The 26,798-nt window shown below is 58.9% G+C and carries 29 protein-coding genes; 21 read left to right on the forward strand and 8 right to left on the reverse strand.

The features are described 5' to 3' along the window. Positions 1–14 precede the first annotated feature (14 nt). Complete coding sequence (locus LGL98_RS16025; RefSeq protein WP_136030601.1) at positions 15–410, forward strand: lysozyme inhibitor LprI family protein; 396 nt, start codon at positions 15–17, stop codon at positions 408–410. On the opposite strand, the gene rutR is transcribed toward LGL98_RS16025, so the two are convergent. Continuing rightward, a complete protein-coding gene (rutR, locus tag LGL98_RS16030) occupies positions 407–1,045 on the reverse strand; it encodes an HTH-type transcriptional regulator RutR (protein ID WP_087805467.1) in 639 nt (212 codons plus the stop codon). The two genes, LGL98_RS16025 and rutR, sit on opposite strands and share 4 nt — an antisense overlap. A gap of 285 nt (positions 1,046–1,330) precedes the next feature. Here rutR and rutA point away from each other — a divergent pair, with 285 nt between their 5' ends. The 7 genes from rutA to rutG are packed head-to-tail and all read left to right on the forward strand — an operon-like array spanning position 1,331 to position 6,753. Continuing rightward, complete coding sequence (gene rutA, locus LGL98_RS16035) at positions 1,331–2,422, forward strand: pyrimidine utilization protein A (RefSeq protein WP_136030599.1); 1,092 nt, start codon at positions 1,331–1,333, stop codon at positions 2,420–2,422. Beyond that, on the forward strand, positions 2,422–3,132 hold the full coding sequence (gene rutB / locus LGL98_RS16040; protein WP_004224061.1) for a pyrimidine utilization protein B: 711 nt from the start codon (positions 2,422–2,424) through the stop codon (positions 3,130–3,132). Before rutA ends, rutB begins: the two co-directional genes overlap by 1 nt. Next, entirely contained in the window at positions 3,125–3,517 is a 393-nt protein-coding gene (rutC, locus tag LGL98_RS16045; protein ID WP_136030597.1) for a pyrimidine utilization protein C, read from the forward strand. The genes rutB and rutC overlap by 8 nt, the downstream gene beginning before the upstream one ends. Further along, positions 3,514–4,317, forward strand: coding sequence for a pyrimidine utilization protein D (gene rutD, locus LGL98_RS16050; protein ID WP_136030595.1), 804 nt, complete (start codon positions 3,514–3,516; stop codon positions 4,315–4,317). Before rutC ends, rutD begins: the two co-directional genes overlap by 4 nt. Next, positions 4,314–4,904: a malonic semialdehyde reductase gene (locus tag LGL98_RS16055; protein ID WP_136030593.1), complete on the forward strand. Its 591-nt coding sequence runs from the start codon at positions 4,314–4,316 to the stop codon at positions 4,902–4,904. Before rutD ends, LGL98_RS16055 begins: the two co-directional genes overlap by 4 nt. Before the next feature lie 10 nt (positions 4,905–4,914). Then, positions 4,915–5,409 carry an NADH-dependent FMN reductase RutF gene (gene rutF, locus LGL98_RS16060; RefSeq protein ID WP_080924460.1) on the forward strand — a complete coding sequence of 165 codons (495 nt, stop codon included), beginning with the start codon at positions 4,915–4,917 and terminating at the stop codon, positions 5,407–5,409. Between the two features lie 21 nt (positions 5,410–5,430). After that, positions 5,431–6,753: a pyrimidine utilization transport protein G gene (gene rutG, locus LGL98_RS16065; protein WP_008805937.1), complete on the forward strand. Its 1,323-nt coding sequence runs from the start codon at positions 5,431–5,433 to the stop codon at positions 6,751–6,753. A 793-nt stretch (positions 6,754–7,546) separates the two neighbouring features. On the opposite strand, the gene LGL98_RS16070 is transcribed toward rutG, so the two are convergent. Then, positions 7,547–8,485 (reverse strand): DMT family transporter, encoded by a 939-nt coding sequence (locus LGL98_RS16070; protein ID WP_136030592.1) that lies wholly within the window; start codon positions 8,483–8,485, stop codon positions 7,547–7,549. Between the two features lie 162 nt (positions 8,486–8,647). Continuing rightward, positions 8,648–8,821 carry a con-10 family general stress protein gene (locus LGL98_RS16075; RefSeq protein WP_002898708.1) on the reverse strand — a complete coding sequence of 58 codons (174 nt, stop codon included), beginning with the start codon at positions 8,819–8,821 and terminating at the stop codon, positions 8,648–8,650. A gap of 87 nt (positions 8,822–8,908) precedes the next feature. Between LGL98_RS16075 and LGL98_RS26285 the strand changes: the two genes are divergently transcribed. The 3 genes from LGL98_RS26285 (at position 8,909) to LGL98_RS16085 (ending at position 10,101) form a co-directional block, all read left to right on the forward strand. Further along, positions 8,909–9,040: a hypothetical protein gene (locus tag LGL98_RS26285; RefSeq protein WP_313681838.1), complete on the forward strand. Its 132-nt coding sequence runs from the start codon at positions 8,909–8,911 to the stop codon at positions 9,038–9,040. A gap of 216 nt (positions 9,041–9,256) precedes the next feature. Continuing rightward, positions 9,257–9,853: an NAD(P)H:quinone oxidoreductase gene (wrbA, locus tag LGL98_RS16080; protein ID WP_002898704.1), complete on the forward strand. Its 597-nt coding sequence runs from the start codon at positions 9,257–9,259 to the stop codon at positions 9,851–9,853. 20 nt (positions 9,854–9,873) lie between these two features. After that, positions 9,874–10,101, forward strand: coding sequence for a YccJ family protein (locus tag LGL98_RS16085; RefSeq protein WP_002898701.1), 228 nt, complete (start codon positions 9,874–9,876; stop codon positions 10,099–10,101). A 67-nt stretch (positions 10,102–10,168) separates the two neighbouring features. Here the strand turns inward: LGL98_RS16085 and agp are convergent, their stop codons facing one another. After that, positions 10,169–11,416 carry a bifunctional glucose-1-phosphatase/inositol phosphatase gene (gene agp / locus LGL98_RS16090; protein ID WP_136030590.1) on the reverse strand — a complete coding sequence of 416 codons (1,248 nt, stop codon included), beginning with the start codon at positions 11,414–11,416 and terminating at the stop codon, positions 10,169–10,171. A gap of 153 nt (positions 11,417–11,569) precedes the next feature. On the opposite strand from agp, the gene LGL98_RS16095 reads away from it, so the two are divergent. Together LGL98_RS16095 and LGL98_RS16100 are read left to right on the forward strand one after the other, a co-directional pair. Then, positions 11,570–12,019, forward strand: coding sequence for a winged helix-turn-helix transcriptional regulator (locus tag LGL98_RS16095; RefSeq protein WP_136030587.1), 450 nt, complete (start codon positions 11,570–11,572; stop codon positions 12,017–12,019). A gap of 115 nt (positions 12,020–12,134) precedes the next feature. Further along, complete coding sequence (locus LGL98_RS16100; protein ID WP_136030586.1) at positions 12,135–12,923, forward strand: SDR family NAD(P)-dependent oxidoreductase; 789 nt, start codon at positions 12,135–12,137, stop codon at positions 12,921–12,923. A 20-nt stretch (positions 12,924–12,943) separates the two neighbouring features. Here LGL98_RS16100 and LGL98_RS16105 read toward each other — a convergent pair whose 3' ends face one another. Next, the gene (locus LGL98_RS16105; RefSeq protein ID WP_136030584.1) at positions 12,944–13,165 is read right to left on the reverse strand and encodes a hypothetical protein; all 222 of its coding nucleotides are present in this window, start codon (positions 13,163–13,165) and stop codon (positions 12,944–12,946) included. A gap of 255 nt (positions 13,166–13,420) precedes the next feature. On the opposite strand from LGL98_RS16105, the gene LGL98_RS16110 reads away from it, so the two are divergent. Further along, the gene (locus LGL98_RS16110; RefSeq protein WP_136030582.1) at positions 13,421–13,543 is read left to right on the forward strand and encodes a small membrane protein; all 123 of its coding nucleotides are present in this window, start codon (positions 13,421–13,423) and stop codon (positions 13,541–13,543) included. Between the two features lie 118 nt (positions 13,544–13,661). Here the strand turns inward: LGL98_RS16110 and LGL98_RS16115 are convergent, their stop codons facing one another. After that, on the reverse strand, positions 13,662–15,053 hold the full coding sequence (locus tag LGL98_RS16115) for an APC family permease (protein ID WP_136030580.1): 1,392 nt from the start codon (positions 15,051–15,053) through the stop codon (positions 13,662–13,664). A gap of 353 nt (positions 15,054–15,406) precedes the next feature. Then, positions 15,407–16,828 carry a glutamine synthetase family protein gene (locus LGL98_RS16120; RefSeq protein WP_002898595.1) on the reverse strand — a complete coding sequence of 474 codons (1,422 nt, stop codon included), beginning with the start codon at positions 16,826–16,828 and terminating at the stop codon, positions 15,407–15,409. A 225-nt stretch (positions 16,829–17,053) separates the two neighbouring features. On the opposite strand from LGL98_RS16120, the gene puuD reads away from it, so the two are divergent. The 4 genes from puuD to LGL98_RS16140 all read left to right on the forward strand — a co-directional run bounded on the left by puuD (position 17,054) and on the right by LGL98_RS16140 (position 21,453). Next, a complete protein-coding gene (gene puuD / locus LGL98_RS16125; RefSeq protein ID WP_168435251.1) occupies positions 17,054–17,806 on the forward strand; it encodes a gamma-glutamyl-gamma-aminobutyrate hydrolase in 753 nt (250 codons plus the stop codon). Between the two features lie 25 nt (positions 17,807–17,831). Further along, a complete protein-coding gene (puuR, locus tag LGL98_RS16130) occupies positions 17,832–18,389 on the forward strand; it encodes an HTH-type transcriptional regulator PuuR (RefSeq protein ID WP_002898590.1) in 558 nt (185 codons plus the stop codon). A 293-nt stretch (positions 18,390–18,682) separates the two neighbouring features. Beyond that, positions 18,683–20,170 (forward strand): aldehyde dehydrogenase PuuC, encoded by a 1,488-nt coding sequence (gene puuC, locus LGL98_RS16135; RefSeq protein WP_136030575.1) that lies wholly within the window; start codon positions 18,683–18,685, stop codon positions 20,168–20,170. 2 nt (positions 20,171–20,172) lie between these two features. Then, entirely contained in the window at positions 20,173–21,453 is a 1,281-nt protein-coding gene (locus LGL98_RS16140; RefSeq protein WP_136030573.1) for an NAD(P)/FAD-dependent oxidoreductase, read from the forward strand. Here the strand turns inward: LGL98_RS16140 and LGL98_RS16145 are convergent. Next, positions 21,450–22,412 carry a LysR family transcriptional regulator gene (locus LGL98_RS16145; RefSeq protein WP_162263256.1) on the reverse strand — a complete coding sequence of 321 codons (963 nt, stop codon included), beginning with the start codon at positions 22,410–22,412 and terminating at the stop codon, positions 21,450–21,452. The two genes, LGL98_RS16140 and LGL98_RS16145, sit on opposite strands and share 4 nt — an antisense overlap. 82 nt (positions 22,413–22,494) lie before the next feature. Here LGL98_RS16145 and LGL98_RS16150 point away from each other — a divergent pair, with 82 nt between their 5' ends. The 3 genes from LGL98_RS16150 to yeaW all read left to right on the forward strand — a co-directional run bounded on the left by LGL98_RS16150 (position 22,495) and on the right by yeaW (position 26,796). After that, on the forward strand, positions 22,495–23,580 hold the full coding sequence (locus LGL98_RS16150; protein WP_136030571.1) for a tartrate dehydrogenase: 1,086 nt from the start codon (positions 22,495–22,497) through the stop codon (positions 23,578–23,580). Between the two features lie 447 nt (positions 23,581–24,027). Then, positions 24,028–25,635 (forward strand): BCCT family transporter, encoded by a 1,608-nt coding sequence (locus LGL98_RS16155; RefSeq protein WP_136030569.1) that lies wholly within the window; start codon positions 24,028–24,030, stop codon positions 25,633–25,635. A 36-nt stretch (positions 25,636–25,671) separates the two neighbouring features. Further along, positions 25,672–26,796: a carnitine monooxygenase, oxygenase subunit YeaW gene (yeaW, locus tag LGL98_RS16160; RefSeq protein WP_136030568.1), complete on the forward strand. Its 1,125-nt coding sequence runs from the start codon at positions 25,672–25,674 to the stop codon at positions 26,794–26,796. The last annotated feature ends 2 nt before the right edge of the window (positions 26,797–26,798 follow it).

Below are 26,798 nucleotides of genomic sequence, written 5' to 3' on the forward strand. Positions count from 1 at the left end.
ATGGGAGCAGAACAATGAAACGCACGTTATTTGCCGTGATGGCCCTGCTGGCCAGCGGCGCGGCGCTGGCGGACGAGTGCAGCAACGCCAATACCCAAACCGAAATGAATCAGTGCGCGGCCGCGCAGTTTCAGGCGGCCGATAAAAAACTGAATGACACCTGGCAGCAGGCCCTGCAGCGGGCGGTGGGTAAACAACAGACATTACTGAAGCAGGCGCAGCAGGCATGGATCGCCCTGCGCGACGCCGATTGCGCCTTTCTCGCGTCCGGCGCCGAAGGCGGCAGCATGCAGCCGATGCTGGTTAGCCAGTGCATGACCGATAAGAGCGTGGAGCGGGAGTCATTCCTCGCCTCGCTGCTGCAGTGCGAGGATGGCGATCAAAGCTGTCCACTGCCGCCGGCCAATTAACGGACGCGAATACCTTCGATAATCATCCGCTGGACATTGTCGACCGTTTGTTCAAAAAAGGCTGCATCCTGCAGCGTGGCGCCGGTGACCGCCTCCACCTGGGTGGCGAAGTCGGCGTAATGCTGAGTGGTGGCCCAGATCATAAAGATTAAATGCTGCGGATCGACCGGCGCCAGCTTGCCGCGGTCGATCCAGCCGGAGACAATTGCCGATTTCTCATCGACCAGCGCTTTCAGGTCCCCGGTCAGTTCGCCCATCAGCAGCGGCGCTCCCTGCAGCATCTCGAGGCAGAAAAGCTTCGAGGCCTGGGGGTGATCGCGGGACACCTCCAGCTTCAGGCGAATATATTCGCGGATCGCTACCAGCGGGCTGATATCCTCACGAAACGCCTTCAGCGGCGCCAGCCAGATAGCGAGGATCTGCTGCAGGACAGCCACATACAGCGCCTCTTTCGAAGGGTAGTAATAGAGCAGATTGGTTTTCGATACCCCGGCGCGCTCAGCCACCTGCTCCAGTCGCGTACCGTGAATCCCAAATTGCGAAAATGCCTCCAGCGCGGCGGCCAGGATGGCCTCCTTTTTGGCGCTTACCGCTTGTGAACGTTTACCGGTTTTTTTCGCGGCGCCCTGTGCCATACATCCTCTCCTTCAGTTGACGCCTCCAGCATAGCAAAAGCCCTGCGTCGACACGACCCCGTGCACCCTGATTGCGCATGACTGCCGTTTTTTCGTGCACTGATTTTGACCATCCAGTCCACTTTTTTATCATCCTTTTTAGCAACTCAAAAATAACACATTAATAACATTGGCTTTTATAAAACTGGCATCACCTTTGCTTTACCTTTTCTGCGAGGTGGTCCAGGGAGAGGCAGGATGCCGCACCACCGCAATTCCATCTTCCATGACTGCAGAGAGGTAGGTATGAAAATTGGTGTTTTCGTTCCCATTGGCAACAACGGCTGGCTGATCTCCACCCATGCCCCGCAGTATATGCCGACCTTTGAACTGAATAAGGCCATCGTGCAGAAGGCCGAGCACTACCATTTCGACTTCGCGCTCTCCATGATCAAGTTGCGCGGCTTCGGCGGGAAAACCGAATTCTGGGATCACAACCTGGAGTCCTTCACCCTGATGGCCGGTCTGGCCGCGGTGACCTCGAAGATCCAGATCTACGCCACCGCCGCCACCCTGACGCTGCCGCCGGCGATTGTCGCCCGGATGGCCTCCACTATCGATTCCATCTCCGGCGGCCGGTTTGGCGTCAATCTGGTGACCGGCTGGCAAAAGCCGGAATATGACCAGATGGGCATGTGGCCGGGAGATGACTATTTCGCCAGCCGCTATGACTATCTCACTGAATACGTTCAGGTGCTTCGTGACCTGTGGGGTACCGGGCGCAGCGACTTCAAAGGCGACTACTTCACCATGAACGACTGCCGGGTCAGCCCGCGCCCGTCGCAGCCGATGAAGGTGATCTGCGCCGGGCAGAGCGATGCCGGGATGGCCTTCTCCGCCCAGCACGCGGACTACAACTTTTGCTTTGGCAAAGGGGTCAACACGCCAACGGCCTTTGCCCCGACCGCCGCACGCATGATGCAGGCGGCGGAAAAAACCGGCCGCGACGTGGGGTCCTATGTGCTGTTCATGGTGATCGCCGACGAAACCGACGAAGCGGCGCGCGCCAAATGGGAGCATTACAAAGCCGGCGCCGATGAAGAAGCGCTGGCGTGGCTCACCGAGCAAAGTCAGAAAGACACCCGCTCCGGCAGCGATACCAACGTGCGCCAGATGGCCGACCCCACCTCGGCGGTCAACATTAACATGGGTACCCTTGTCGGATCGTATGCCAGCGTCGCGCGGATGCTCGATGAAGTGGCGGGCGTGCCCGGCACCGACGGCGTGCTGCTGACCTTTGATGATTTTCTTGCCGGCATCGACGCCTTTGGCGAACGCATTCAGCCGCTGATGCGCTGCCGGGACCACATTGCTCCTGTTACCCGTGAGGTGGCCTGATGATTACCCTTCCCGCTCGCCCGGAATCCCTGACCTTCGCGCCGCAGCAGAGCGCGCTGATTGTTGTCGATATGCAGAACGCCTACGCCAGCCAGGGCGGCTATCTGGATCTCGCCGGCTTTGACGTCTCCGCCACCCGGCCGGTTATCGACAATATTAATACCGCCGTCGCCGCCGCCCGCGCCGCGGGCATGTTGATTATCTGGTTCCAGAATGGCTGGGATGACCAGTATGTTGAAGCTGGCGGCCCGGGCTCGCCGAACTATCACAAGTCCAACGCGCTGAAAACGATGCGTCAGCGTCCTGAGCTGCAGGGCAAACTGCTGGCGAAAGGCGGTTGGGATTATCAGCTGGTGGATGAGCTGACGCCGCAGGAAGGCGACATCGTGTTGCCGAAACCGCGCTACAGCGGCTTCTTTAACACCCCGCTCGACAGCATTTTGCGCAGCCGCGGCATACGCCATCTGGTGTTCACCGGGATCGCCACCAACGTCTGCGTCGAATCGACGCTGCGCGATGGCTTCTTTCTCGAATACTTCGGCATCGTGCTGGAGGATGCCACCCATCAGGCCGGCCCGGCCTTCGCCCAGCAGGCGGCGCTGTTCAATATTGAAACCTTTTTCGGCTGGGTCAGTGACGTCGAGAGCTTCTGCCACGCGCTCTCCCCCGCCACCCCGCTGGCTTTAGCCAAGGAGAAACGGTATGCCTAAACAGGTGATTATTCCGCCAGGCACCACCACGCCGATTGCCCCCTTTGTTCCGGGGACGCTCGCCGACGGGGTGGTCTACATCTCGGGCACCCTGCCGTTTGATAAGCAAAACAATGTGGTGCACATCGGCGACCCAAAGGCGCAAACCCGCCACGTGCTGGAGACCATCAAGAGCGTTATCGAAACGGCGGGCGGGAGTATGGCGGATGTGACTTTCAACAGCATCTTTATCACCGACTGGACAAATTACGCCGCGATTAACGAGGTCTACGCCGAGTTCTTCCCCGGCGATAAACCGGCGCGCTTTTGCATTCAGTGCGGACTGGTGAAGCCCGATGCGCTGGTGGAAATCGCCAGCGTCGCCCATATCGGCACCCCGACATGATGAGGCTCAATATTGCTCCAGCCCCATGGCCCGGTGCGCCGGTGGTGGTCCTTAGCGCCGGCCTTGGCGGGGGTGGCGGCTACTGGCTGGCGCAGCGCGCGGCGCTGGAGGAACAGTATCAGCTGGTGAGTTATGACCATAACGGGACCGGGGAGAATGCCGGTCCGCTGCCCGCCGACTACAGTATGGCGACGATGGCCGGAGAGCTGTTCAGCGCTCTGCAGGCGGCGGGGATCGCCCGCTTTGCGCTGGTGGGCCACGCCCTGGGGGCGCTGATTGGCCTGCAGCTGGCGCTCGATCATCCCGAGGCGGTGAGCGCCCTGGTGCTGGTCAACGGCTGGCTGTCGCTGTCACCGCATACCCGCCGCTGCTTCCTGGTGCGCGAGCGTCTGCTGCATGCCGGCGGCGCGCAGGCGTGGGTCGAAGCGCAACCGCTGTTTCTCTACCCGGCGGAATGGATGGCCGCGCGCCTGCCGCGCCTCGAAGCGGAAGATGCGCTTGCCATCAGCCATTTTCAGGGCAAAGAGAATCTGCTGAAGCGGCTGCAGGCCCTGAAGCAGGCTGATTTTTCACGCCGTGCGGCGGCCATCGCCTGCCCGACGCTGATTGTCAGCGCCGCTGACGACCTGCTGGTCCCCGCCTCCTGCTCCCGCGTGCTGCAGACCGCGATCCCCGGCAGCCAGCACGTGGAAATGCCGTGGGGCGGCCATGCCTGTAACGTCACCGACGCCGATACCTTTAATACCATTTTACGCGACGGGCTGGCCGCTATGCTGCCGGTCGCCAGGGAGATCCGATGAACGACGCGATAAACCACACAGCCTGCGAGACGCTGTTTACCCAGGCCCGGACCCACAACGGCTGGCTGGATAAACCGGTGAGCGATACGCAGCTGCAGGCCGTCTGGGACCTGATGAAAATGGGACCCACCTCCGCCAACTGTTCGCCGGCGCGCATCGTGTTCGTGCGCAGCGCGGAAGGCAAAGAGAAACTTCGCCCGACGCTCTCCAGCGGCAATCTGCAGAAAACCATGCAGGCGCCGGTGACCGCTATCGTGGCGTGGGACAGCGCCTTTTACGACCGGCTACCGACCCTGTTTCCCCACGGTGACGCCCGCAGCTGGTTTACCTCCAGCCCGCAGCTGGCGGAAGAGACCGCGTTTCGCAACAGCTCCCTGCAGGCGGCGTACCTGATTTTCGCCTGCCGGGCGCTGGGACTCGACACCGGGCCAATGTCCGGTTTTGACCGGGAAAAAGTCGACGCGGCGTTTTTCGCCGATAACGGCTGGAAAAGCAACCTGCTGGTGAACATCGGCTATGGCGATCCCGGCAAGCTGTACGGCCGCCTGCCGCGTCTGTCCTTTGATGAAGCCTGCCTGCTGGCATAAGGAGTTGGCGATGGAGTTAGCAGACAAACAGAGTTTCCGTGACGCCATGGCCCACGTCGGCGCCGCGGTTAACATCATTACCACCGATGGCCCGGCGGGCCGGGCGGGGTTTACCGCCAGCGCGGTCTGCAGCGTCACCGACGCGCCGCCGACCCTGCTGGTCTGCCTGAACCGCTCGGCCTCGGTGTGGCCGGTGTTCAGCGAACACCACACGCTGTGCGTCAATACCCTGGCGGCCGGCCAGGAGGCGCTGTCGACGCTGTTTGGCGGTAAAACGGCGATGGACGAGCGCTTTGCCGCCGCCGACTGGCAGACCGGCGCCACCGGCTGTCCGCGGCTGGAGGCGGCGCTGGTCAGCTTTGACTGCCGCATCGACCAGCGCGTCAGCGTCGGCACGCACGACATCCTGTTTTGTCACGTCGTGGCCATTACCCGTCACCCGGAGCCCCGGGGTCTGATGTGGTTTGACCGCGGTTATCACACGCTTATGCGACCCGCTTGTTAACCTTTAACCCGGGATATCATCATGGCACTCTTCGATTTTCCTCGCTGGAAGTTGACCTCCCCCGCCGCTGAGTCCGGCGTTGTCGCCCCCGATGAACGCTTGTCGGCCGGACAAACGCTGGTGATGGGCGTGCAGCACGCCGTTGCGATGTTCGGCGCGACGGTGCTGATGCCGTTGTTGATGGGGCTCGACCCCAACCTGTCTATTCTGATGTCGGGCGTCGGCACTCTGCTGTTCTTTGTCGTCACCGGCGGACGGGTGCCGAGCTATCTCGGCTCCAGCGCCGCTTTTGTCGGGGTGGTGATCGCCATTACCGGCTTTAACGGCCAGGGGCTGAACCCTCATCTGAGCGTCGCCCTTGGCGGGATCATCGCCTGCGGGCTGGTCTACACCCTGATTGGTCTGGTGGTGATGAAGATCGGCACCCGCTGGATCGAGCGCCTGATGCCGCCGGTGGTGACCGGCGCGGTGGTGATGGCTATCGGCCTGAACCTGGCGCCGATTGCCGTGCGCAGCGTCTCCGCCAGCGCCTTCGACAGCTGGATGGCGGTGTTGACCGTGCTCTGCATCGGCATAGTGGCGGTATTTACCCGCGGGATGCTGCAGCGTCTGTTGATCCTGGTCGGCCTGATCGTCGCCTGCGCACTGTACGCCCTGCTGGCTAACGGCTTTGGCCTTGGCAAACCGCTGGACTTCTCCCCCCTCGCCCAGGCGGCGTGGTTCGGGCTGCCACACTTTACCACCCCATCCTTTAACGGTCAGGCGATGATGTTGATTGCGCCGGTCGCGGTGATCCTGGTGGCCGAGAACCTCGGGCACCTGAAGGCCGTCGCCGGAATGACCGGGCGCAATATGGACCCGTATATGGGTCGCGCCTTCGTCGGCGACGGGCTGGCGACCATGCTCTCCGGTTCGGTGGGCGGCAGCGGGGTCACCACCTATGCGGAGAACATTGGTGTCATGGCGGTGACCAAGGTCTACTCGACGCTGGTGTTTGTTGCCGCGGCGCTGATTGCCATGCTGTTGGGTTTCTCGCCGAAGTTCGGCGCATTAATCCACACCATTCCCGGGCCGGTGATCGGCGGCGCCTCGATCGTGGTCTTTGGCCTGATCGCGGTCGCCGGGGCGCGGATCTGGGTGCAAAACCGGGTCGACCTCAGTCAGAACAGCAATCTGATCATGGTGTCGGTGACCCTGGTGTTGGGCGCCGGGGATTTCGCGCTGTCGCTGGGCGGCTTTACGCTGGGCGGGATTGGCACCGCCACCTTCGGGGCGATCCTACTGCACGCGCTGCTTCATCGCGGGACGCGCGAAGCGAAGGAGGCCAGGGTAACGCCGGTGTAAGCCACATTAGCGCGGCGTTGGCGCAGGGAGCGGTGTGGGCCTGGGTGGTGTGAGCCTGTAGGCCGGATAAGGCATTTATGCCGCCATCCGGCATCACCGTAGGTACGGAGCCTGACCACCCGGCGGCGCTGCGCTGGCGCGGGCCTACAGACTGCCACGGCCTTCCGGGAAGGTCTCAGCGATTTTGAGGCTGTCAGCACCGGCAGTTTCAGCAAGAAAGGTGAATAAATTAACGGCAGGTCGTACGAACGTAGGCCGGGTAAGGCGCAGCCGCCACCCGGCATAAAAACGACGCCGTGCCTGATGCCATCGCCCGGCGGCGCTGCGCTGGCACGGGCCTACAGACTGCCACGGCTTTCCGGGAATGTCTCAGCGATTTTGAGGCCGTCAGCACCGGCAGTTTCAGCAACAATGGTGAATAAATTAACGGCAGGTCGTATGAACGTAGGCCGGGTAAGGCGCAGCCGCCACCCGGCATAAAAGCGACGCCGTGCCTGATGCCATCGCCCGGCGGCGCTGCGCTTGCCGGGCCTACAGACTGCCCCGGCCTTCCGGGAACGTCTCAGCGATTTTGAGGCCGTAAGCACCGGCAGTTTCAGCAAGAAAGGTGAATAAATTAACGGCAGGTCGCACGAACGTAGGCCGGGTAAGGCGCAGCCGCCACCCGGCATAAAAGCGAGGCCGTGCATGAAGCCATCGCTCGACGGCGCGGCGCTGGCGCGGGCCTGGAGACAATCAGAGCCGGACGAGTACCAGCCAGGATAAGCGCCGCTGTAGGATCAGAAGCGTAAAATTATGGCTCGCGGCGATCGGCCAGGTCAGGCAGCGGCTGCGCATCATCGTTTGTGGAAACCTGCGACGACGGTTTGCGCTTCCACTTCAGCTCGCTCACCAGCACCCCCGCGAGGATCAAGACGCAGCCGAGCAAGGCCAGCAGCGGCAGACGCTCGCCGGCCAGCCGGCCAAAAATACCGGCCCATACCGGTTCCCCGGTATAGATAAGGGTGGCCCGCGTCGGCGAGACGCTACGCTGCGCCCAGTTCATGGTCACCTGAATGATCGCGCTGAAAATCCCCAGCCCCAGCGCGACGCCGACCAGTGTCGGCGTCAACGGCGGAACCACCTCACCGGCCGGCTTCATGGCGGCGAAAGCCACCAGCGACGCAGTCGCCAGCTGCACGACCGTCACCCGGCGGACATCGACTTTCCCGGCCCAGGCGCTGATAAGGATAATCTCCGCCGCGATCGCCACTGCGCTCGCCAGCGTGATTATCTCCCCCACGCCAAGCGCCAGCAGATTATTTTCCGGCCCGGCCAGCAGGATCAAACCGATAAAGGCCAGCACAATCCCTATGCAGGACATCACCCCCGGCATACGGCCCAGACACAGCCACTGCAGCAGCGGCACCAGCGGCACATACATCGCCGTGATAAAGGCAGACTTACTGCTGGAGATCGACTGCAGTCCCCAGGTCTGCAGGCCATATCCCAGGGCAATCGCCACGCCAATCGCTACCCCGGCCTTCACCTCCAGCCACGTCAGACCGCGCAGGGTGCGCAGCGAAAGCAGGCCCACCGCCAGCGCGGCGGTCGCGAAACGCAAACCGACAAAAAACAGCGGCCCGCTGAGGCTCACCGCGTACTGTACGGCAAGGAACGTCCCTCCCCAGAACATGGTGATCATGATAAGGAGCGCTTCCTGGCGGGTAACGGAGAATTTTAACGAAGACATAAGACAGCCATGACGATTAACGGGCGACCAGTGTGCAATCCGCCCGGCGGGAGCGCAACCACCGACAGATAAAAAAACCGCCGGCAGATGCCGGCGGCGAGGGCGATGCGGTTGGGTCAGGGAGATTAACACCGCATCAAAGAGAACAGTGCGAGTCGCGCGTTAACTTTCACGGCTACCATGACTGTTTTTACCCCCTTTTTTGCCAGCCTCTGAGGCGCGCTGAGGGTCATTTTTAAAATTCCCCCCGCTATGCTGGCCACCTTTACGTCCTGCTTCTGATGCTCTTTCACGGTCTTCTGCAAAGTTACCGGAACCGCCACGATGGTTTGCCATTACTGACCTCCATTAGGTTAGACATCATAGTGCATTACGCGGGAGCGGCGATGCCGCTGTCGTGCCGCGTATCTATAAGGTTAGTGAATGACTGTCGCTGACGTCGGCAAATGTAATATCCAGAAACAAACCCGGGCGGAAAAAGTCCCCTCGCGCCGCGAACAGCTCTTAACCGACTCTACTGGCGGAGAAAAAAAAGTCGGCAAAAATGTATCCTGATGCTACACCCTTGCCGCAGCGGCCAGAATAACGAAAGCATAGCTTCCCGCTTCTCTACCGCGCAGGCCGCGCGGCACAAGGAAAAGTAAATAATGCTGTGGCATTTTGTTATAAATCAAACAAATGCCCGTTGGATTTGCACTCTCCGGCAGAGGCTTTATCTTTAAAGGTACCAGCTATTTTGCTGGCTTATAATGCAACCGAGGAGTGATGGAAATGGCTAAAATTCTGGTGCTTTATTATTCCATGTATGGACACATTGAAACCATGGCTCACGCCGTCGCCGATGGGGCGAACCGGGTGGATGGCGTTGAGGTGGTTGTGAAGCGCGTGCCGGAAACCATGCAGGCTGAAGCATTTGCCAAAGCAGGCGGTAAAACGCAAAACGCGCCCGTCGCCACGCCGCAGGAGCTGGCAGAGTATGACGCCATCATCTTTGGTACCCCGACGCGTTTCGGCAACATGTCCGGACAGATGCGCACCTTCCTCGATCAAACCGGCGGCCTGTGGGCGTCCGGCGCCCTGTACGGCAAAATCGCCAGCGTGTTCAGCTCAACCGGCACCGGCGGTGGCCAGGAACAAACGATCACCTCAACCTGGACGACGCTGGCCCACCACGGCATGATCATCGTCCCGATCGGCTATGGCGCCCAGGAACTGTTCGATATCTCCCAGGTCCGCGGCGGTACCCCCTATGGCGCGACCACCATCGCCGGCGGTGACGGCTCGCGTCAGCCGAGCGAGGAAGAGTTAGCCATCGCCCGCTATCAGGGTGAACATGTCGCCAAACTGGCCGTTAAACTGCACGGCTAATCTTCTGCAGGAGGAGCACTATGCCAACTCAAGAAGCAAAAGCACATCGCGTCGGCGAATGGGCAAGTTTACGTAACACCTCGCCGGAGATCGCCGAGGCGATTTTTGAAGTCGCCCACTATGATGAAAAACTGGCGGAGCAAATCTGGGAGGAAGGCAGCGACGAAGTGCTGGCGCTGGCCTTTGCCAAAACCGATAAAGACAGTCTGTTCTGGGGCGAACAGACGATTGAGCGTAAAAACGTCTAGGACATATATCCCCGCCAGGTCTCCCCCTGACCTGCTAAAAAACCCGGATTGCTCCGGGTTTTTTTCATTATTTCGCCGCCTCGTTGATCACTTTTTTAAAGGTTTCCAGCGGACAGAACCCCTGATCGTCGACCGGACAGCCGTTAAGCGCCAGGGTGACACGCTGCGGCGGGGCCTGCAGGGTTAGCGCGTCAGCGTTACGCAGCTGCTCGGTACTTTGATAGACATACTCAATCTTCATCAGATCGCGATTGCCGGCGCTGTCATGCCAGCGCTGAAACAGCAATTTGCCGCCGATAGGGGTGCGCTCGTACTGGCCAGGCAGTTGATAGGGTTTAAAGTCCAGCGCCGTCAGCAGCGAGGCGATATTCGAGTCGTGCCCCACCAGCAGCGTGATTTTCGCCTTGTTGGCCCCCTCGCCCACCAGTGCGTTATCGATATATTTGACCAGCGGTTTGGCGACATTTTGCGCCACTGCCACCGAGGTAAACAGACTATCCTGATAGCCATTTTTCAGCTTCGACAGCACCCGCCACTGCTTATCGCTGGCGATCTCCCCCCACGCCACCTGATCTTTCGGGAAACCTTCATAATATTGCAGGGTGAAGGCGTCCACCAGCGAGTTACCCACCTTCAGCGGCCCGGACACGCCCGGCTCCTGCTGATAACCAGCGCTAAAGGTATCCTTACCCTCGCTCAGGGAACAGACCTGCTTCTCTTTGCAGGAGGGCGAGTTGCGGTAATCGATTATCGTCTCCAGCAGCTTGTAGCTCTCGGTCAGTTGCATCCCCTGGCGCTCTTTTTCCATTGCCTGGAGCGCTTTCTCGCGAAACGCGGGAGAGTCATCAGTGATAACCGGGTTGAAGGTCGGGTCCATGGTGCCCATCTGCGGCTGATGGTGCACCGTGATACCGCAACCCGGAAATGCGCCGGTGATGAAGAACTGCGCGGTTGCGACGGTGCGCTGCAGGCTGTTAGCGTAGGCGTAAACGGCGTTTTCCGGCGGGCACTCGCCGCTGGTCACCAGCTTCTGCTGCGCCAGCCATTCACGCATATAGTGGCCCATATAGACTTCCAGCACACCGCCTTTGGTAGTCAGCTGGCCGCCCGGTACATCCCACTCCGGCCATACCTTAGCGGTGGACTGCTCCAGCACGCTACCGTTATTAGCCAGTGGCGCACGGAGGTTGTGGCGGCTCATGATCAGCACCTGCTGCAGCTGATACCCCTCCGGGGCGGCCGTGTCCTGCGCCTGGGCGCCAGCGGATAACATCACCGCGCCGGCGACGGCGGCGGCGAGTAGACGTTTTTTCATCCCTTCATCCTTAGTCATTTATTATCATCGCGTTAATTGTGACGGATTTATGACATTTTTCCTGGTAATCGCTCGCAAACTTAGACTGTCACCGGAAATTTCCCCTGCCGGGTAAAATAGTTTTATAATGAAACAATTAACCTGGAGGCTTTTGTGAAACGTACCCGACTGGAAAACAGCTGTTGCCCTATCGCCCGCTCCCTCGATGTTATCGGCGACTGGTGGTCGCTGCTGATCGTCCGCGATGCTCTGCGCGGAGTGCGCCGTTTTAGCGAATTCCAGAAAAACCTCGGCATCGCCAAGAATATGCTCGCCGGGCGGCTGAAAATGCTGGTGGATGAAGGTATCCTGCGCCTGCAGCCGGCCTCCGACGGCAGCGCCTGGCAGGAGTATGTCCTGACCGACAAGGGCCGCGCCCTGCAGACGGTGCTGGTCGCCCTCTCCCAGTGGGCTGATGACTATCTGTTCGAGCCCGACGAACCGGCGACCCGGCTCATTGACCGTCAGCAGCGCCAGCCCCTGCGTAAGCTGGTCCTGCAGGCGGCCGATGGCCGTGAGCTGGCTCCGGCAGACATCACGATTGCTATTCCGTTGAGCGAGTAATCGCCCTGCATCGCAGGCAAAAATAAAAAAAGCGCGACGAAAAGGTTGCATTATTAAACCACTTATTCCATGCTGAATTTGGTTTAATAATGCAACCTTTCACGAGGCACTTCCCATGACTCACCCATCGCACACTGCTTTAATCACCGGCGCGTCCTCAGGTATCGGCGCAATCTATGCCGAACGACTCGCCGCCCGCGGATACAACTTGATCCTCGCCGCCCGCCGTGAAGACCGGCTGCAAGCGCTCGCCAACCAGCTGCAATCACGTTATGCCATCCAGGCCAGCATCCTCAAAGCCGATCTTAGCGAAGAGCCCGGGATTGCAGCCGTTGAGCAGCGTCTGCAGCAGGATCCCGCCATCGATCTGTTTATTAACAACGCCGGTACAGCGAAAATGGCGGGCTTTCTCGGCAGTACGCCACGCGAGCACCAGGCGATTCATACACTGAACACCACGGCGCTGCTGCGTCTGAGCTATGCCGCGCTGGCGGCTTTCGTTCCCCGAGGCCGCGGAACGCTGATCAATATTGCCTCTATCCTCGCGCTGCATACACTGCCGGGCAGCGCCGTCTACAGCGCCAGCAAAGCCTGGGTGTTGAGCTTTACCCGTGGTCTGCAGGATGAGTTTGCCGACAGCGGTGTGCAAATTCAGGCGGTATTGCCGGCGGCGACTGCCACCGATCTCTGGCCGACTTCCGGGGTGGCGCTGGATGCCTTGCCCAGCGGCACAGTAATGACCACCGAGGATCTGGTGGACGCCGCCCTACGTGGACTGGAGTTGGGGGAGAAGGTCACGTTACCGCCGGTTCATGACCTGGAACTGTGGGATACTTACGAGCAGGCCAGGCTGGCGCTGTTTACCACCGCGCGAACCGGGGAACCGGCGCCGCGGTATCGCTAACCGACACCTCGGGGCGGTGGTTACTCCGGTAGTGGAACCGCCGTCAGGGTACAGATCGCCTCGTGCTCCCCGCCGCGGCGATCGGTGATCACCACCTTATCACCCGCTTTTTTACCTTCACAGGGTTTGAGGACCTGCTCCACCATCCGCTCGCGGCTCGCCTGGCGTTCACTTTCAGCCTGACTGGCGAAGGCAGACAGCGCCAGCACCACGCCCAGCAGGCCGAGGGTTTTTTTATACATGTCTTACTCTCAGAACATTCTCATTCGCAGTCAGCGTAACCCTCTGTACGCCATACTTCTGTAAAATCACTTAACGGAGTGTTACGCCATTTCAGCTGAAACTCAGGCGGTCACATTCGTAAGGGAAATATTTTACCACAACCCCGGCGGCGGATATTCCCGCGATGAGACGTCATCTTTCAGACATATCCCGATGTTATCTTCAATCGCGCCCTGTATCTTTTTCCCTTTCCAAACAGAATATTAGGTTGGTCTATGTCGGGTCTTATTCTCTTTATCATCGCGGTGGCGCTGCTGGGTGTCGCCATTTACAGCCTGGTGTCGTACCTCAAAGAGCGGCGCGCCAGTCAGTTACCTGTCCATAAAAAGAAGAAATAATACCTTCCGTTCCCCACCTTTTTCTGCTGATTTCTTTACCGTCCTGTACTGTCCCTTACCGAAGCCAAAACGAAGACAGGCCCACGGGCCTGCCTTCGTTCCGTTTATGCCTCAGAACCTATGACTCCCAGGCCTGTTCCGCTTTAGCGGCATCAAACTGCGGCGGCGGTTTTCGAAAGCGTCGGGTCAGATAAGTCAGGTACAGCAGACCAAGCGCTGCCCATACCAGGCCGAGCGTTAGCGAGGTGGCCTCGAGGTTGATCCACAGCACGCCCACCGTCAACGCCCCGACCATCGGCAACAGCAGATAGTGCAGCCGATCCTTCCAGGTTTTGTTATACCCCTTGCGCCGCCAGAAGTGGTTAAACACCGACAGGTTAACGAAAGTAAATGCCACCAGTGCGCCAAAGTTGATCAACGCCGTGGCGGTCACCAGGTCGAAGAACAGCGCTGACAGCGCAACGATGCCCACCATAATCACGTTCAGCGCCGGGGTACGCCATTTCGGATGCACATAGCCAAAAATGCGCTCCGGGAAGACGTTGTCGCGGCCCATCACGTACAGCAGACGGGAGACACTGGCATGGGACGCCAGACCCGACGCCAGGGTGTTAACAAAGGTGGTGCACAGGAAAATCGACTGGAACAGCTTGCCGCCCACGTACAGCGCAATCTCCGGCAGCGCGGCATCGGGGTCTTTAAAGCGATGAATATCCGGGAAGAACAGCTGCATAAAGAACGATGCGACGATGAAAATAATACCGCCGTACATCGCAGTAAGAAAAATTGCCTTCGGGATCACCCGTGCGGCGTCAGGGGTCTCTTCCGACAGGGTGGTCACGGCGTCGAAGCCGAGAAACGAGAAGCAGACAATGGTCGCCCCGGTGATGATCGGGATCAGGTGCGCATTCTGGCTGATAAACGGCTGTAGCGACCAGACGGTCCCCACCCCCTCGCCTTTGTGCAGCCCCTGCACCACCAGAATAACAAACACCACCATGATCGAAATCTGCACCAGCACGAACAGGGTGTTGAAGTTGGCCACCAGGTTAACGCTTTTCAGGTTCGCGGCGGTCAGAATAGCGACAAAAGTGACTACCCACACCCACGGCGGTACCTCCGGGAACAGCGCCGAGAGATAGATCTTCGCCAGCAGGACGTTAATCATCGGCAGAAACAGATAATCGAGCAGCGATGACCAGCCGACCATAAAGCCAACGTGCGGACTGATGGATTTTTGCGCGTAGGTATAGGCGGAACCGGCTTCCGGGAACTGGCGCACCAGTTTGCCGTAGCTGATGGCGGTGAACAGCACGCCAGCCAGCGCCAACAGATAAGACGCTGGTACGTGGCCATTGCTGATGCCGGAGACGATGCCGAAGGTATCAAACACCGTCATTGGCGTCAGATAGGCCAGCCCCATCATCACCACTTGCCAGAGTTTGAGGGATTTACGCAGGCGTGGTCTGCCCGCCTGAGCGGCGTTATGCGCAGGAAGATTAATAGCCATCGCCCATTCCCCCCTTGCTGTTAACAGTTTGCGGGCCCAACGTCCGCGTGACAAACCTGCTTAGCAAAGGGGTAAGGCGTAGATAAAAGGGTAAGACGGACCGGTAAGCGTTAGCTGGCTGGCATCCAATGCGGCCTGAGCGGCCTCCCTCTCCCTGCGGATATTTGAACATCTGCATCATCTCATTTCCTCGTCACACACTGTGTCGTTAACTGAAGCCCCGTTGCCGCCTGCGCTCCTTAACGCGACATCCGGGAAATGGCTGGGCTCCCAGCAAAAAGGACGACCAGGCTCCGCTCAGGCCGTATGATGCTACTGATTACCAAACTTATGCGCCCCTCACGGGGCGACCATCAGGCGTTTTTCAACATCCACTCGATTTCAGTTTCTGTGATAAGACGCTCAAACTGCAGTAATTCATCATGCTTACAGGCATGGAAAACGTGGCAGAAACGCTCGCCGAGGCGCTCGCGCAGATGATCGTTCTGCATAAACTCCCACAGCGCGTCGCTCTGGCGGATCGGGAACGGCAGGCCCTCTTGTTCCAGACCGTTACCTTCCACCTCTTCCTGCAAAGGCAGCTGGGGGTTATCCAGCCCGTGCAAAATACCGGCAAAAATCGCCGCCATTACCAGATACGGGTTGGCGTCCGCCCCGGCCACGCGATACTCCACGCGGTGGTTCTGTCGTTCGCCGCACGGAATACGCAGCGCGACGGTGCGGTTGTTATGCCCCCACGAAGCCTGCGTCGGCACGTACATCCCCGGCTGGAAACGGCGATACGAGTTCACGTTCGGTGCCAGCAGCGCCATCGAGGCCGGCATCAGATCGATCATCCCGGCCAATGCGCGTTTGAGCAGCGCAGAGTCTTCCCCGTCGCCGTCCACCAGCACGTTTTCCCCTTTATTGTTCAGCATGCTGATGTGGATGTGCATCCCACTGCCGGCATGCTCTTCATAAGGCTTCGCCATAAAAGTGGCGTGCATCTTATGCTTCTCCGCCATTAAACGCACGAGACGTTTTAAGGCCAGCGCATCATCGCAGGCATCCAGCACGTTATCGGTATGGTGAAGGTTGATTTCAAACTGGCCCGGCGAGGCTTCCGCCACCGCGCCATCGGCGGGGATCAGCTGCAGTTTGGCCAGCTCGTCAATGTCGTTGAGTACGTCGGCAAAGTGGTTAAGGTTATCGACTGAGTAGACCTGGCTTTGGGTGTTGCGATCGTCAGTGCCCGGCGCACACGGTGGCTGCAGGTAGCCTTCGGCATCGCGTTTGCGGTCCAGTAAATAGAACTCCAGCTCTACCGCTACCACGGGGAACAGCCCGCGCTGGCGCAACTGCTGCCAGAGGCGGTTGAGTACGTTCCGCGGCTCAACGTCAAAGGGAGCGCCATCTTCATCAACCATGGTCAGCTGTACCTGGGCTATCGACTGCGGATCGGCCGCCGAAGGCGTTAAGGTGCCGGGCACCGGGATGCAGCTGCGATCCGGCTCGCCCATCTCCTGGCCCAGACCAGCCTCTTCCACGACGTTGCCGAGAATATCCATCGCAAACACCGAGGCCGGGAAATAACAGCCTTTCTCCAGCTTGCTCAGGCCGGCAACCGGAATGCGCTTGCCGCGGAAGCAGCCGTTCAGGTCAGTGAGGAGGACATCGACATATTGGGTATCGGGGTAGGTTTCAAGGTAGCGCTTCACTTCTTTCGCGAACGCGCTGACCCGTCTCTCTTCCGTCTGCTGAACAAAATTCTCAACTTCTACGATATTGGTTTCCATGATTCACCGCCGTTGGTTGGGTTTCGGTCCTGCATCCGGACCGTTAAATATAATGTCCACCCCATCGACTGTGTATGCAAATAAATTGTTTGTCAAATGTTAAATTAAGTTTGCAAAGGGCTATTTCCACTGCTAGATTGAGAAAATATTGAACGATATGGCCGTTAAACCCGCTATAGCGGTCATAATTTAGTCCACTTTGTGAGGGCGATCATGGAAAATATAATGTACAAGCCAGTTATTGGCGTCGTGATGTGTAGAAACAGGCTTAAGGGTCACGAGACCCAGACCTTGCAAGAAAAGTACCTGAATGCAATTGTTAACGCCGGCGGACTGCCGATCGCCCTGCCACATGCGCTGGCGGAGCCGGAGCTGCTGAACGCGTTAGTCGATAAACTGGACGGGATATACCTGCCAGGCAGCCCCAGCAATGTGCAGCCGCACCTTTATGGTGAAAACGGCGATGAGCCTGACGCCGACCCCGGGCGTGATCTTCTGAGCATGGCGCTGATTAACGCCGCACTCGAAAGGCGCATCCCCATTTTCGCCATCTGTCGTGGACTGCAGGAACTGGTTGTCGCCACCGGTGGGACTCTGTATCGTCGTCTGTTCGAGCAGCCTGAGCTGCTGGAGCATCGCGAAGATCCTGAACTGCCCGTCGAGCAGCAGTATGCGCCGTCCCATCAGGTTGAGGTTCATGAAGGAGGATTGCTGTCGCAATTGCTACCGGGCTGCAACACGTTTTGGGTAAACTCGCTACATGGGCAAGGGGCAAAAACCCTCAGTCCACAGCTGCGCGTGGAGGCGCGAGCGCCGGATGGACTGGTGGAAGCGGTCAGCGTGAACGATCATCCTTTTGCGTTGGGCGTACAGTGGCATCCTGAATGGAACAGTAGCGAATACGCCCTGTCGCGTATGTTGTTTGATGGTTTTATCACCGCCTGTCAGGGCCATCATGCTGAAAAGCGGCGGCGCTGACCACTACCGTTAAGGAAATGCAAATATGAGCGATGACGGACTGGCGCCAGGGAAACGTCTGTCAGAGATCCGCCAACAGCTGGGTCTCTCACAACGTCGTGCCGCCGAACTGTCTGGGTTAACACATAGTGCCATCAGCACCATAGAGCAGGACAAAGTCAGTCCCGCCATCAGTACGCTGCAAAAGCTGCTGAAAGTCTATGGGCTGTCGCTCTCGGAATTCTTTTCTGAACCCGAAAAGCCGGACGAACCCCAGGTGGTCATTAATCAGGATGACCTGATTGAGATGGGAAGTCAGGGCGTTTCCATGAAGCTGGTTCATAACGGAAATCCGAACCGTACGCTGGCGATGATTTTTGAAACTTACCAGCCTGGAACCACGACCGGGGAGAGGATTAAGCATCAGGGTGAGGAGATAGGCACCATACTGGAAGGTGAGATCGTGCTGACGATTAACGGTCAGTCGTATCACCTGGTGGCTGGACAGAGTTATGCCATTAATACCGGCATCCCGCACAGCTTCAGCAACACCTCGGCAGGCATCTGCCGCATCATCAGTGCCCACACCCCCACCACATTCTGATTATTTAGCCTGAACGAGGTTCAGGCTTTATTCAGGCCTGTCGTGGCGGAAAATTTATTTTCGTCACGGCGAATAACTTGCAGCAATAACGCCTGCGCCGTACGGAATATTATTTCCTGCTGGCCCTGAAATAATTAACGCCTGTGCATGGCGACTCGCTCCTGAATTATTCAGGGGAATAAAACGGTATTCAACTCCGGGGATACGCTACGCCCTGCGGCCGGCGCAGAGCCCCGTGCAGCCTGAAAACGCCGAACTGATCAATTTGCCGATAATGTTTGTAAGGAGTCATGATGAATTTTCAGCACCTGGCTTTCTGGCAGGAAAAAGCGAAAAACCTGGCCATTGAAACGCGCTTATTTATTAACGGCGAATATTGCGCCGCGGCCGATAATACCACCTTCGAGACTATCGATCCTGCCGCACAGCAGACATTAGCGCAGGTCGCCCGCGGTAAAAAAGCCGATGTCGACCTGGCGGTGAAGGCCGCGCGCCAGGCATTTGATAACGGCGACTGGTCGCAGGCCTCTCCGGCCCGGCGTAAAGCGGTTCTCACTCGTTTTGCTGACCTGATGGAAGCCCATCGTGAAGAACTGGCGCTGCTGGAAACACTGGATACCGGCAAACCGATCCGCCACAGCCTGCGCGACGATATTCCCGGCGCCGCCCGCGCCATTCGCTGGTACGCCGAAGCGCTGGATAAAGTCTATGGCGAAGTGGCCCCCACCGGCGGCAACGAACTGGCAATGATCGTTCGTGAACCGATTGGCGTGATTGCCGCGGTAGTCCCCTGGAACTTCCCGCTGCTGCTGGCCTGCTGGAAACTCGGCCCGGCGCTGGCGGCGGGCAACAGCGTGATCCTCAAACCGTCGGAAAAATCGCCGCTCACCGCCCTGCGTCTGGCTGGTCTGGCGAAAGAGGCCGGCCTGCCCGACGGGGTATTGAACGTGGTCAGCGGCTTTGGTCATGAGGCCGGACAGGCGCTGGCCCTGCATCCTGATGTTGAAGTCATTACCTTCACCGGCTCTACCCGTACCGGCAAGCAACTGTTGAAAGACGCTGGCGACAGCAATATGAAGCGCGTGTGGCTGGAAGCCGGCGGCAAGAGCGCCAACATTGTCTTCGCCGACTGCCCGGATCTGCAACAAGCGGTCAGCGCCACCGCCGGCGGCATCTTCTACAACCAGGGCCAGGTGTGCATTGCCGGGACCCGTTTGCTGCTCGAGGAGAGCATCGCCGATGAGTTCCTGGCGCGGCTGAAAGCTGAGGCGCAGCTCTGGCAGCCGGGCAACCCGCTCGATCCGGACACCACCATGGGGATGCTGATTGACAATACCCATGCCGACAACGTGCATAGCTTTATTCGCGGCGGTGAAAGCCAAAGTACCCTGTTCCTCGACGGGCGTAAAAATCCGTGGCCTGCCGCCGTCGGCCCGACCATTTTCGTTGACGTCGACCCGGCCTCTCGCCTTAGCCGGGAAGAGATCTTCGGCCCGGTACTGGTGGTCACGCGCTTCAAAAGCGAAGAAGAAGCGCTGCGGCTCGCCAACGACAGCGACTACGGCCTCGGCGCCGCGGTGTGGACCCGCGATCTCTCCCGCGCCCACCGCATGAGCCGTCGCCTGAAGGCCGGTTCGGTCTTCGTCAACAACTACAACGATGGTGATATGACCGTTCCGTTCGGCGGCTACAAGCAGAGCGGCAACGGGCGCGATAAATCGCTGCACGCGCTGGAAAAATTCACCGAACTGAAAACCATCTGGATTGCCCTGGAGTCTTGATCATGACTGAACATACCACTAGCTACTACGCTGCCAGCGCCAACAAGTATGAACCGTTCCCAACGCTGGACGAATCGATAAGCTGCGACGTCTGCGTTGTCGGCGGCGGCTACACCGGCCTCTCGTCTGCCCTGCATCTGGCCGAAATGGGCTACGACGTGGTGGTGCTGGAAGGGGCGCGCATCGGCTTCGGCGCCAGCGGCCGCAACGGCGGTCAACTGGTTAACTCCTACAGCCGCGATATCGACGTCATTGAGAAAAACTACGGCCCGGATGCGGCGAAAATGCTCGGCAGCATGATGTTCGAAGGCGGCGATATCATCCGCGAACGGATCCAGCGTTATCAAATCCAGTGCGATTACCGTCCTGGCGGCCTGTTCGTGGCGATGAACCATAAACAGCTGGACACCCTGGAAGAGCAGAAAGCCAACTGGGAGCGCTACGGCAACACCCAGCTGGAGCTGCTGGACAGAGAGGCCATTCGTCGCGAAGTGGACAGCGACCGCTACGTCGGCGCCCTGCTTGACCACAGCGGCGGCCATATTCACCCGCTCAACCTCGCCATCGGCGAAGCGGACGCTATTCGTCTGAACGGCGGCCGGGTGTATGAGCAGTCGCCGGTCACCCGCATCCAGCACACCAGCCCGGCGGTGGTCAGCACCGCGCACGGCCAGGTCACCGCGCGCTACGTGATCGTCGCCGGCAACGCCTATCTCGGCGATAAACTGGAGCCGGAACTGGCGAAACGCAGCATGCCGTGCGGCACCCAGGTGGTGACGACCGCTCCGCTATCGGAAGAGGTCGCCCGCTCGCTGATCCCGAAAAACTACTGTGTGGAAGATTGTAACTACCTGCTGGACTACTACCGTCTGACCGGCGACAACCGCCTGCTGTACGGCGGCGGTGTGGTCTACGGCGCCCGCGATCCGGACGATGTGGAACGACTGATTATGCCGAAGCTGCTGAAAACCTTCCCGCAGCTGCAGGGGGTGAAGATTGACTACCGCTGGACCGGCAACTTCCTGCTGACCCTGTCACGGATGCCGCAGTTCGGCCGTCTCGATAACAATATTTACTACATGCAGGGCTACAGCGGACACGGCGTGACCTGTACGCATCTGGCCGGACGCTTGATTTCAGAGCTGCTGCGCGGCGATGCCGAGCGCTTTGACGCTTTCGCCAAACTGCCGCATTACCCGTTCCCGGGCGGCCGCAGCCTGCGTATACCCTTCACCGCCATGGGCGCCGCCTACTACAGCCTGCGCGACCGCCTTGGGGTTTAATCGCCTCTGCCGACGGCGCTGGCCGTCGGCTCATGCTGCGGATAGTGCTGCTGAAAGTAGTGGCGCAGAAACTCCACGGTAGTGCGGATCTTCGCCGACGTCGCCAGCCGGGAGACGTAAACCGCCCAGACGTTGGCCGGCTGCCAGTAGTCCGGCAGCACCTGCACCAGATGCCCGCTGGCGATATTCTCCCGGACGTCCCACCATGAACGTAACGCAATCCCCTGCCCGTCCAGACACCACTGATGCACAATTTCACCATGGTTGGAGGAGAGCGGCCCGGTCACCTTGATCGCATGCTGGCCCTCTTTGCTGTGCAACTGCCAGACGCCGAACGGGTGATCGCGCTCTTTAATCACCAGGCAGGGTAAGGCGGCCAGATCGCTCAGCTGTTTCGGCGGCGCATGGCGGGCAAGAAACTGCGGCGAAGCGCAGAGTACGCGGTGATTAGCCGCCAGCTGGCGGGCAATCAGATTCGGTGCGATATCATCGCCGACGCGAATATCAAGATCCACCCCTTCATTGACTAAATCCACCAGCCGGTCCTGGACATCGAAACGCAACTCCAGCTGCGGGTACTGAAGGGCCAGCGCCGACAGTGCCGGGGCCACTACCCGACGGCCAAAGCCGAAGCTGCTGATAATACGCAGCGTTCCCTGCGGCACCTGGCGCACGTCGGAAAGCTCGTCCATCATCTCATCGACATCCTGCAAAATGCGCTGCGCCCACTCGTAGATCCGCTCCCCCTCTTCGGTAATGGTGACCCGGCGGGTGGTCCGGTGCAGCAACATCACATGCAGGGTTTGCTCCAGCAGCGAAACCCGCTTGCTGACAAACGCCGGTGAGACGCCAAGCTCCTCGGCGGCGGCGGCGAACCCGGCCCGGCGAGCGACCAGCATAAAGACGCGTAAATCATTTAGCAGCGGCAGATTATTCATGATCTGTGTTTTATGTTTCACCAGTTAGCGTGATTAATTATGAACCAGTCAATTATAGGATAGGCAGGTGGTCAAACATCATCGCTAAAAAGTGAGAACCGGAATGAAAAAAACCTTTCGTATTGCCGCCATCCCGGGTGACGGAATTGGCAAAGAAGTGCTGCCTGAAGGGATTCGCGTGCTGCAAGCCGCCGCACAGCGTTGGGATCTGTCATTGAGCTTCGAGCAGATGGAATGGGCAAGCTGCCAATATTACGCCCATCACGGCAAGATGATGCCGGACGACTGGCGCGAGCAGTTGCAGGGCTTCGATGCTATCTATTTCGGCGCCGTCGGCTGGCCGGATACCGTTCCCGACCATATCTCGCTATGGGGATCGCTGCTGAAGTTCCGCCGTGAGTTTGACCAATACGTCAACCTGCGTCCGGTGCGTCTGTTCCCCGGCGTCCCCTGCCCGCTGGCGGGTAAAAAGGCCGGCGATATCGATTTCTACGTGGTGCGCGAAAATACCGAAGGCGAATATTCCGCCCTCGGCGGCCGCGCCAATGAAGGCACCGAGCATGAAGTGGTGATTCAGGAGTCGGTCTTCACCCGCCGCGGCGTGGACCGGATCCTGCGCTACGCCTTCGAGCTGGCGCAAAGCCGTCCGCGCAAAACGCTGACCTCAGCCACCAAATCTAACGGTCTGGCGATCAGCATGCCCTACTGGGATGAGCGGGTGGAAGAGATGGCCAAAAGCTATCCCGAGATCCGCTGGGACAAGCAGCATATCGATATTCTCTGCGCCCGCTTCGTGCTGCAGCCGGAGCGTTTCGACGTGGTCGTCGGCTCGAACCTGTTTGGCGATATTCTGTCGGATCTCGGCCCGGCCTGTACCGGCACCATCGGTATTGCCCCTTCGGCTAACCTGAACCCAGAGCGGACTTTCCCGTCGCTGTTCGAACCGGTTCACGGGTCGGCGCCGGATATCTACGGTAAAAATATCGCCAACCCGATCGCTACCGTTTGGGCCGGGGCGATGATGCTCGATTTCCTCGGCAACGGCGATGAGCGCTACCACGCGGCGCATAACGGCATTCTGGCGGCGATAGAGCAGGTGATCGCCAGCGGGCCGAAAACCCCGGATATGAAAGGCAACGCCTCAACGCAGCAGGTCAGCGACGCTATCTGCAAAGCCATTTTAGCGTAATTACCCCGCCGCTCCCCGGTGGCGCTGCGCTTACCGGGGCTACAATGGCACGAGAATATCGCCTGGGTATGGCGTTACCCGCCACCCGGCAAAAAACGGCACCGCGAGTAGCCCGGGTAAGGCGCAGCCGCTACCCGGGAAAACCCGCGCGCCTGGCCCGCCAACTCCCCCCTCTCCTCTGAATGCAGAATCCCCCACGGTTGGCAAGTGAACCGCATCACAGCGGCGAACTTTATTCATTCCTGGAAGGACAGAACCTGCGCCAATTCACCTTTTATTATTTCCGTTCCGTGTTTTATTGCTTCACGAATCGGCCAATTGTTTAATTCATGTAACGAAGAAATAATCCAATTGTTAATAGCATCTTGCTACGAACCCTGACCCTACAGCGTGATAACAACGACAGGCTAAAGCCACCGACGGGCAATCATGCCCAGGAGATCACTCATGTTGAGCAACGTAAAGAAAAAAGATGTGCCGCTGATTGCCATCAGCCTGGCGGCCATTGTTTTCATCGCCGCTACATTAAGTCTCTTCCCCCAACAAACCGCCCAGGCGGCTAATTCGATTTTTAACGGCGTCACCCGCCTGCTGGGTTCCACGGTACAGGTACTGGTGCTGCTGGCGCTGGGACTGGTGCTCTATCTGGCCACCAGCAAATACGGCAATATCCGCCTCGGTGAAGGCAAAGTCGAATACAGTACCCTCTCATGGCTGTTTATGTTTATCTGCGCCGGGCTCGGCTCCTCCACGCTGTACTGGGGCGTTGCCGAATGGGCTTATTACTACCAGACCCCGGGCCTTAACATTGCCCCGCAATCGCCGAAAGCGCTGGAATACAGCATCCCTTACTCTTTCTTCCACTGGGGCATTAGCGCCTGGGCAACCTATACCCTCGCTTCGCTGATCATGGCCTATCACTTCCACGTGCGGAAAAATAAAGGTCTCAGCCTCTCCGGGATCGTTTCGGCGATCACCGGCGTTAATCCGCAGGGGTTCTGGGGCCGCCTGGTCGATCTAATGTTCCTGATCGCCACCGTCGGTGCGTTAACCATTTCGCTGGTGGTCACAGCCGCCACCTTCACGCGCGGCCTGTCAGCACTCACCGGACTGCCGGATAACTTCACCGTCCAGGCGTTTGTGATCCTGCTCTCCGGCGGTATTTTCTGCATGAGTTCGTGGATTGGTATCAACAACGGCCTGCAGCGACTGAGCAAAATGGTCGGCTGGGGGGCGTTCCTGCTGCCATTGGTGGTATTACTGGTTGGCCCGACCGAATTCATCACCAATAACATCATCAACGCCATCGGGCTGACGAGCCAAAACTTCCTGCAGATGAGCCTGTTTACCGACCCGCTCGGCGACGGCGCCTTTACCCGCAACTGGACCGTCTTCTACTGGTTGTGGTGGATCTCCTATACCCCTGGCGTAGCGATGTTCGTCACCCGCGTCTCCCGCGGACGTAAGATTAAAGAGGTAATCTGGGGGCTTATCCTCGGCAGTACCGCCGGCTGCTGGTTCTTCTTCGGGGTGATGGAAAGCTATGCCATGCACCAGTTCGTCAACGGGGTGATTAACGTGCCGCAGGTGATGCAAACCCTCGGCGGCGAAACCGCCGTCCAGCAGGTGCTGATGTCGCTGCCGGCGGGCAAGCTGTTCCTCGCCGCCTATCTGTTCGTGATGATTGTTTTCCTCGCCTCGCACATGGATGCGGTGGCCTACACCATGGCGGCGACCAGTACCCGTAACCTGCGCGAAGGCGACGATCCGGATCGCGGCATGCGCCTGTTCTGGTGCGTGGTGATCACCCTCATCCCGCTATCGATTCTGTTTACCGGCGCCTCGCTGGAAACCATGAAAACCACCGTGGTGCTAACCGCCCTACCGTTCCTTGCCATTTTACTGATCAAGACCGGCGGCTTCGTACGCTGGCTAAAACAGGACTACGCCCACGTCCCGGTCCATCAGATAGAAACCCATACGCCCGAGCCCATTATTAAAGCCGAGACGCTGCCGGTTGGCGCGGTACTCAAAGGCGACGGCCAGTCGCTATAAAACCTCTTACTGACAATAATCACAAGGAGCCCCTACATGAGCAATTTGAGCCCTGACTTCACCCTGCCGATTAACTTTTGCGCTAATCCGCAGGATGCCTGGACCATTCCGGCCCGTTTTTACACCGACAGCCAGGCGTTTGAGCACGAGAAAGAGCGTATCTTCGCCAATAGCTGGATTTGCGTCGCCCACGGCAGCGAAGTCGCCAGGCCGAACGATTACATCACCCGGGAGATCATCGGTGAAAATATCGTTATCGTCCGCGGTCGCGACAACATTCTGCGTGCCTTCTATAACGTCTGCCCGCACCGCGGCCACCAGCTGCTGAGCGGTGAAGGTAAAGCCAAAAACGTGATTACCTGCCCCTATCACGCCTGGGCCTTCAAGCTGGACGGCAATCTCGCCCACGCCCGCAACTGCGAAAACGTGGAGAATTTCGATAGCGAAAAGGCAACGCTGGTACCGGTTCGCCTGGAAGAGTATGCCGGCTTTGTGTTTATCAATATGAACCCGGAGGCAGAGAGCGTGGAAACGCAGCTCCCGGGGCTGCAGGACAAAGTGCTGGAAGCCTGTCCGGACGTGCATGATCTGAAACTGGCGGCCCGCTTTACCACCCTTACTCCAGCGAACTGGAAAAATATCGTCGATAACTATCTGGAATGTTACCACTGCGGCCCGGCGCATCCAGGCTTCTCGGATTCCGTGCAGGTTGACCGTTACTGGCACACCATGCACGGCAAATGGACGCTGCAGTATGGCTTCGCCAAACCGTCCGAGCAGTCGTTTAAATTCGAAGAAGGCACCGACGCCGCGTTCCACGGTTTCTGGCTGTGGCCGTGCACCATGCTCAACGTCACGCCGATCAAAGGCATGATGACCGTCATTTATGAATTCCCGGTGGATGAAGAGACCACCCTGCAGAATTACGACATCTATTTCACCAACGAAGAGCTGACCGACGATCAGAAAGCGCTGATTGAGTGGTATCGCGACGTGTTCCGCCCGGAAGATTTACGCCTGGTGGAAAGCGTGCAGAAGGGGCTGAAGTCCCGCGGCTATCGCGGCCAGGGGCGCATTATGGCGGATAACAGCGGCAGCGGTATCTCCGAGCATGGGATCGCGCATTTCCACAATCTGGTGGCCCAGGTGTTCCAGCAGTAATC

Origin of the sequence: Klebsiella africana (assembly GCF_020526085.1) — a bacterium.
In the GTDB taxonomy this organism is placed as follows: domain Bacteria; phylum Pseudomonadota; class Gammaproteobacteria; order Enterobacterales; family Enterobacteriaceae; genus Klebsiella; species Klebsiella africana.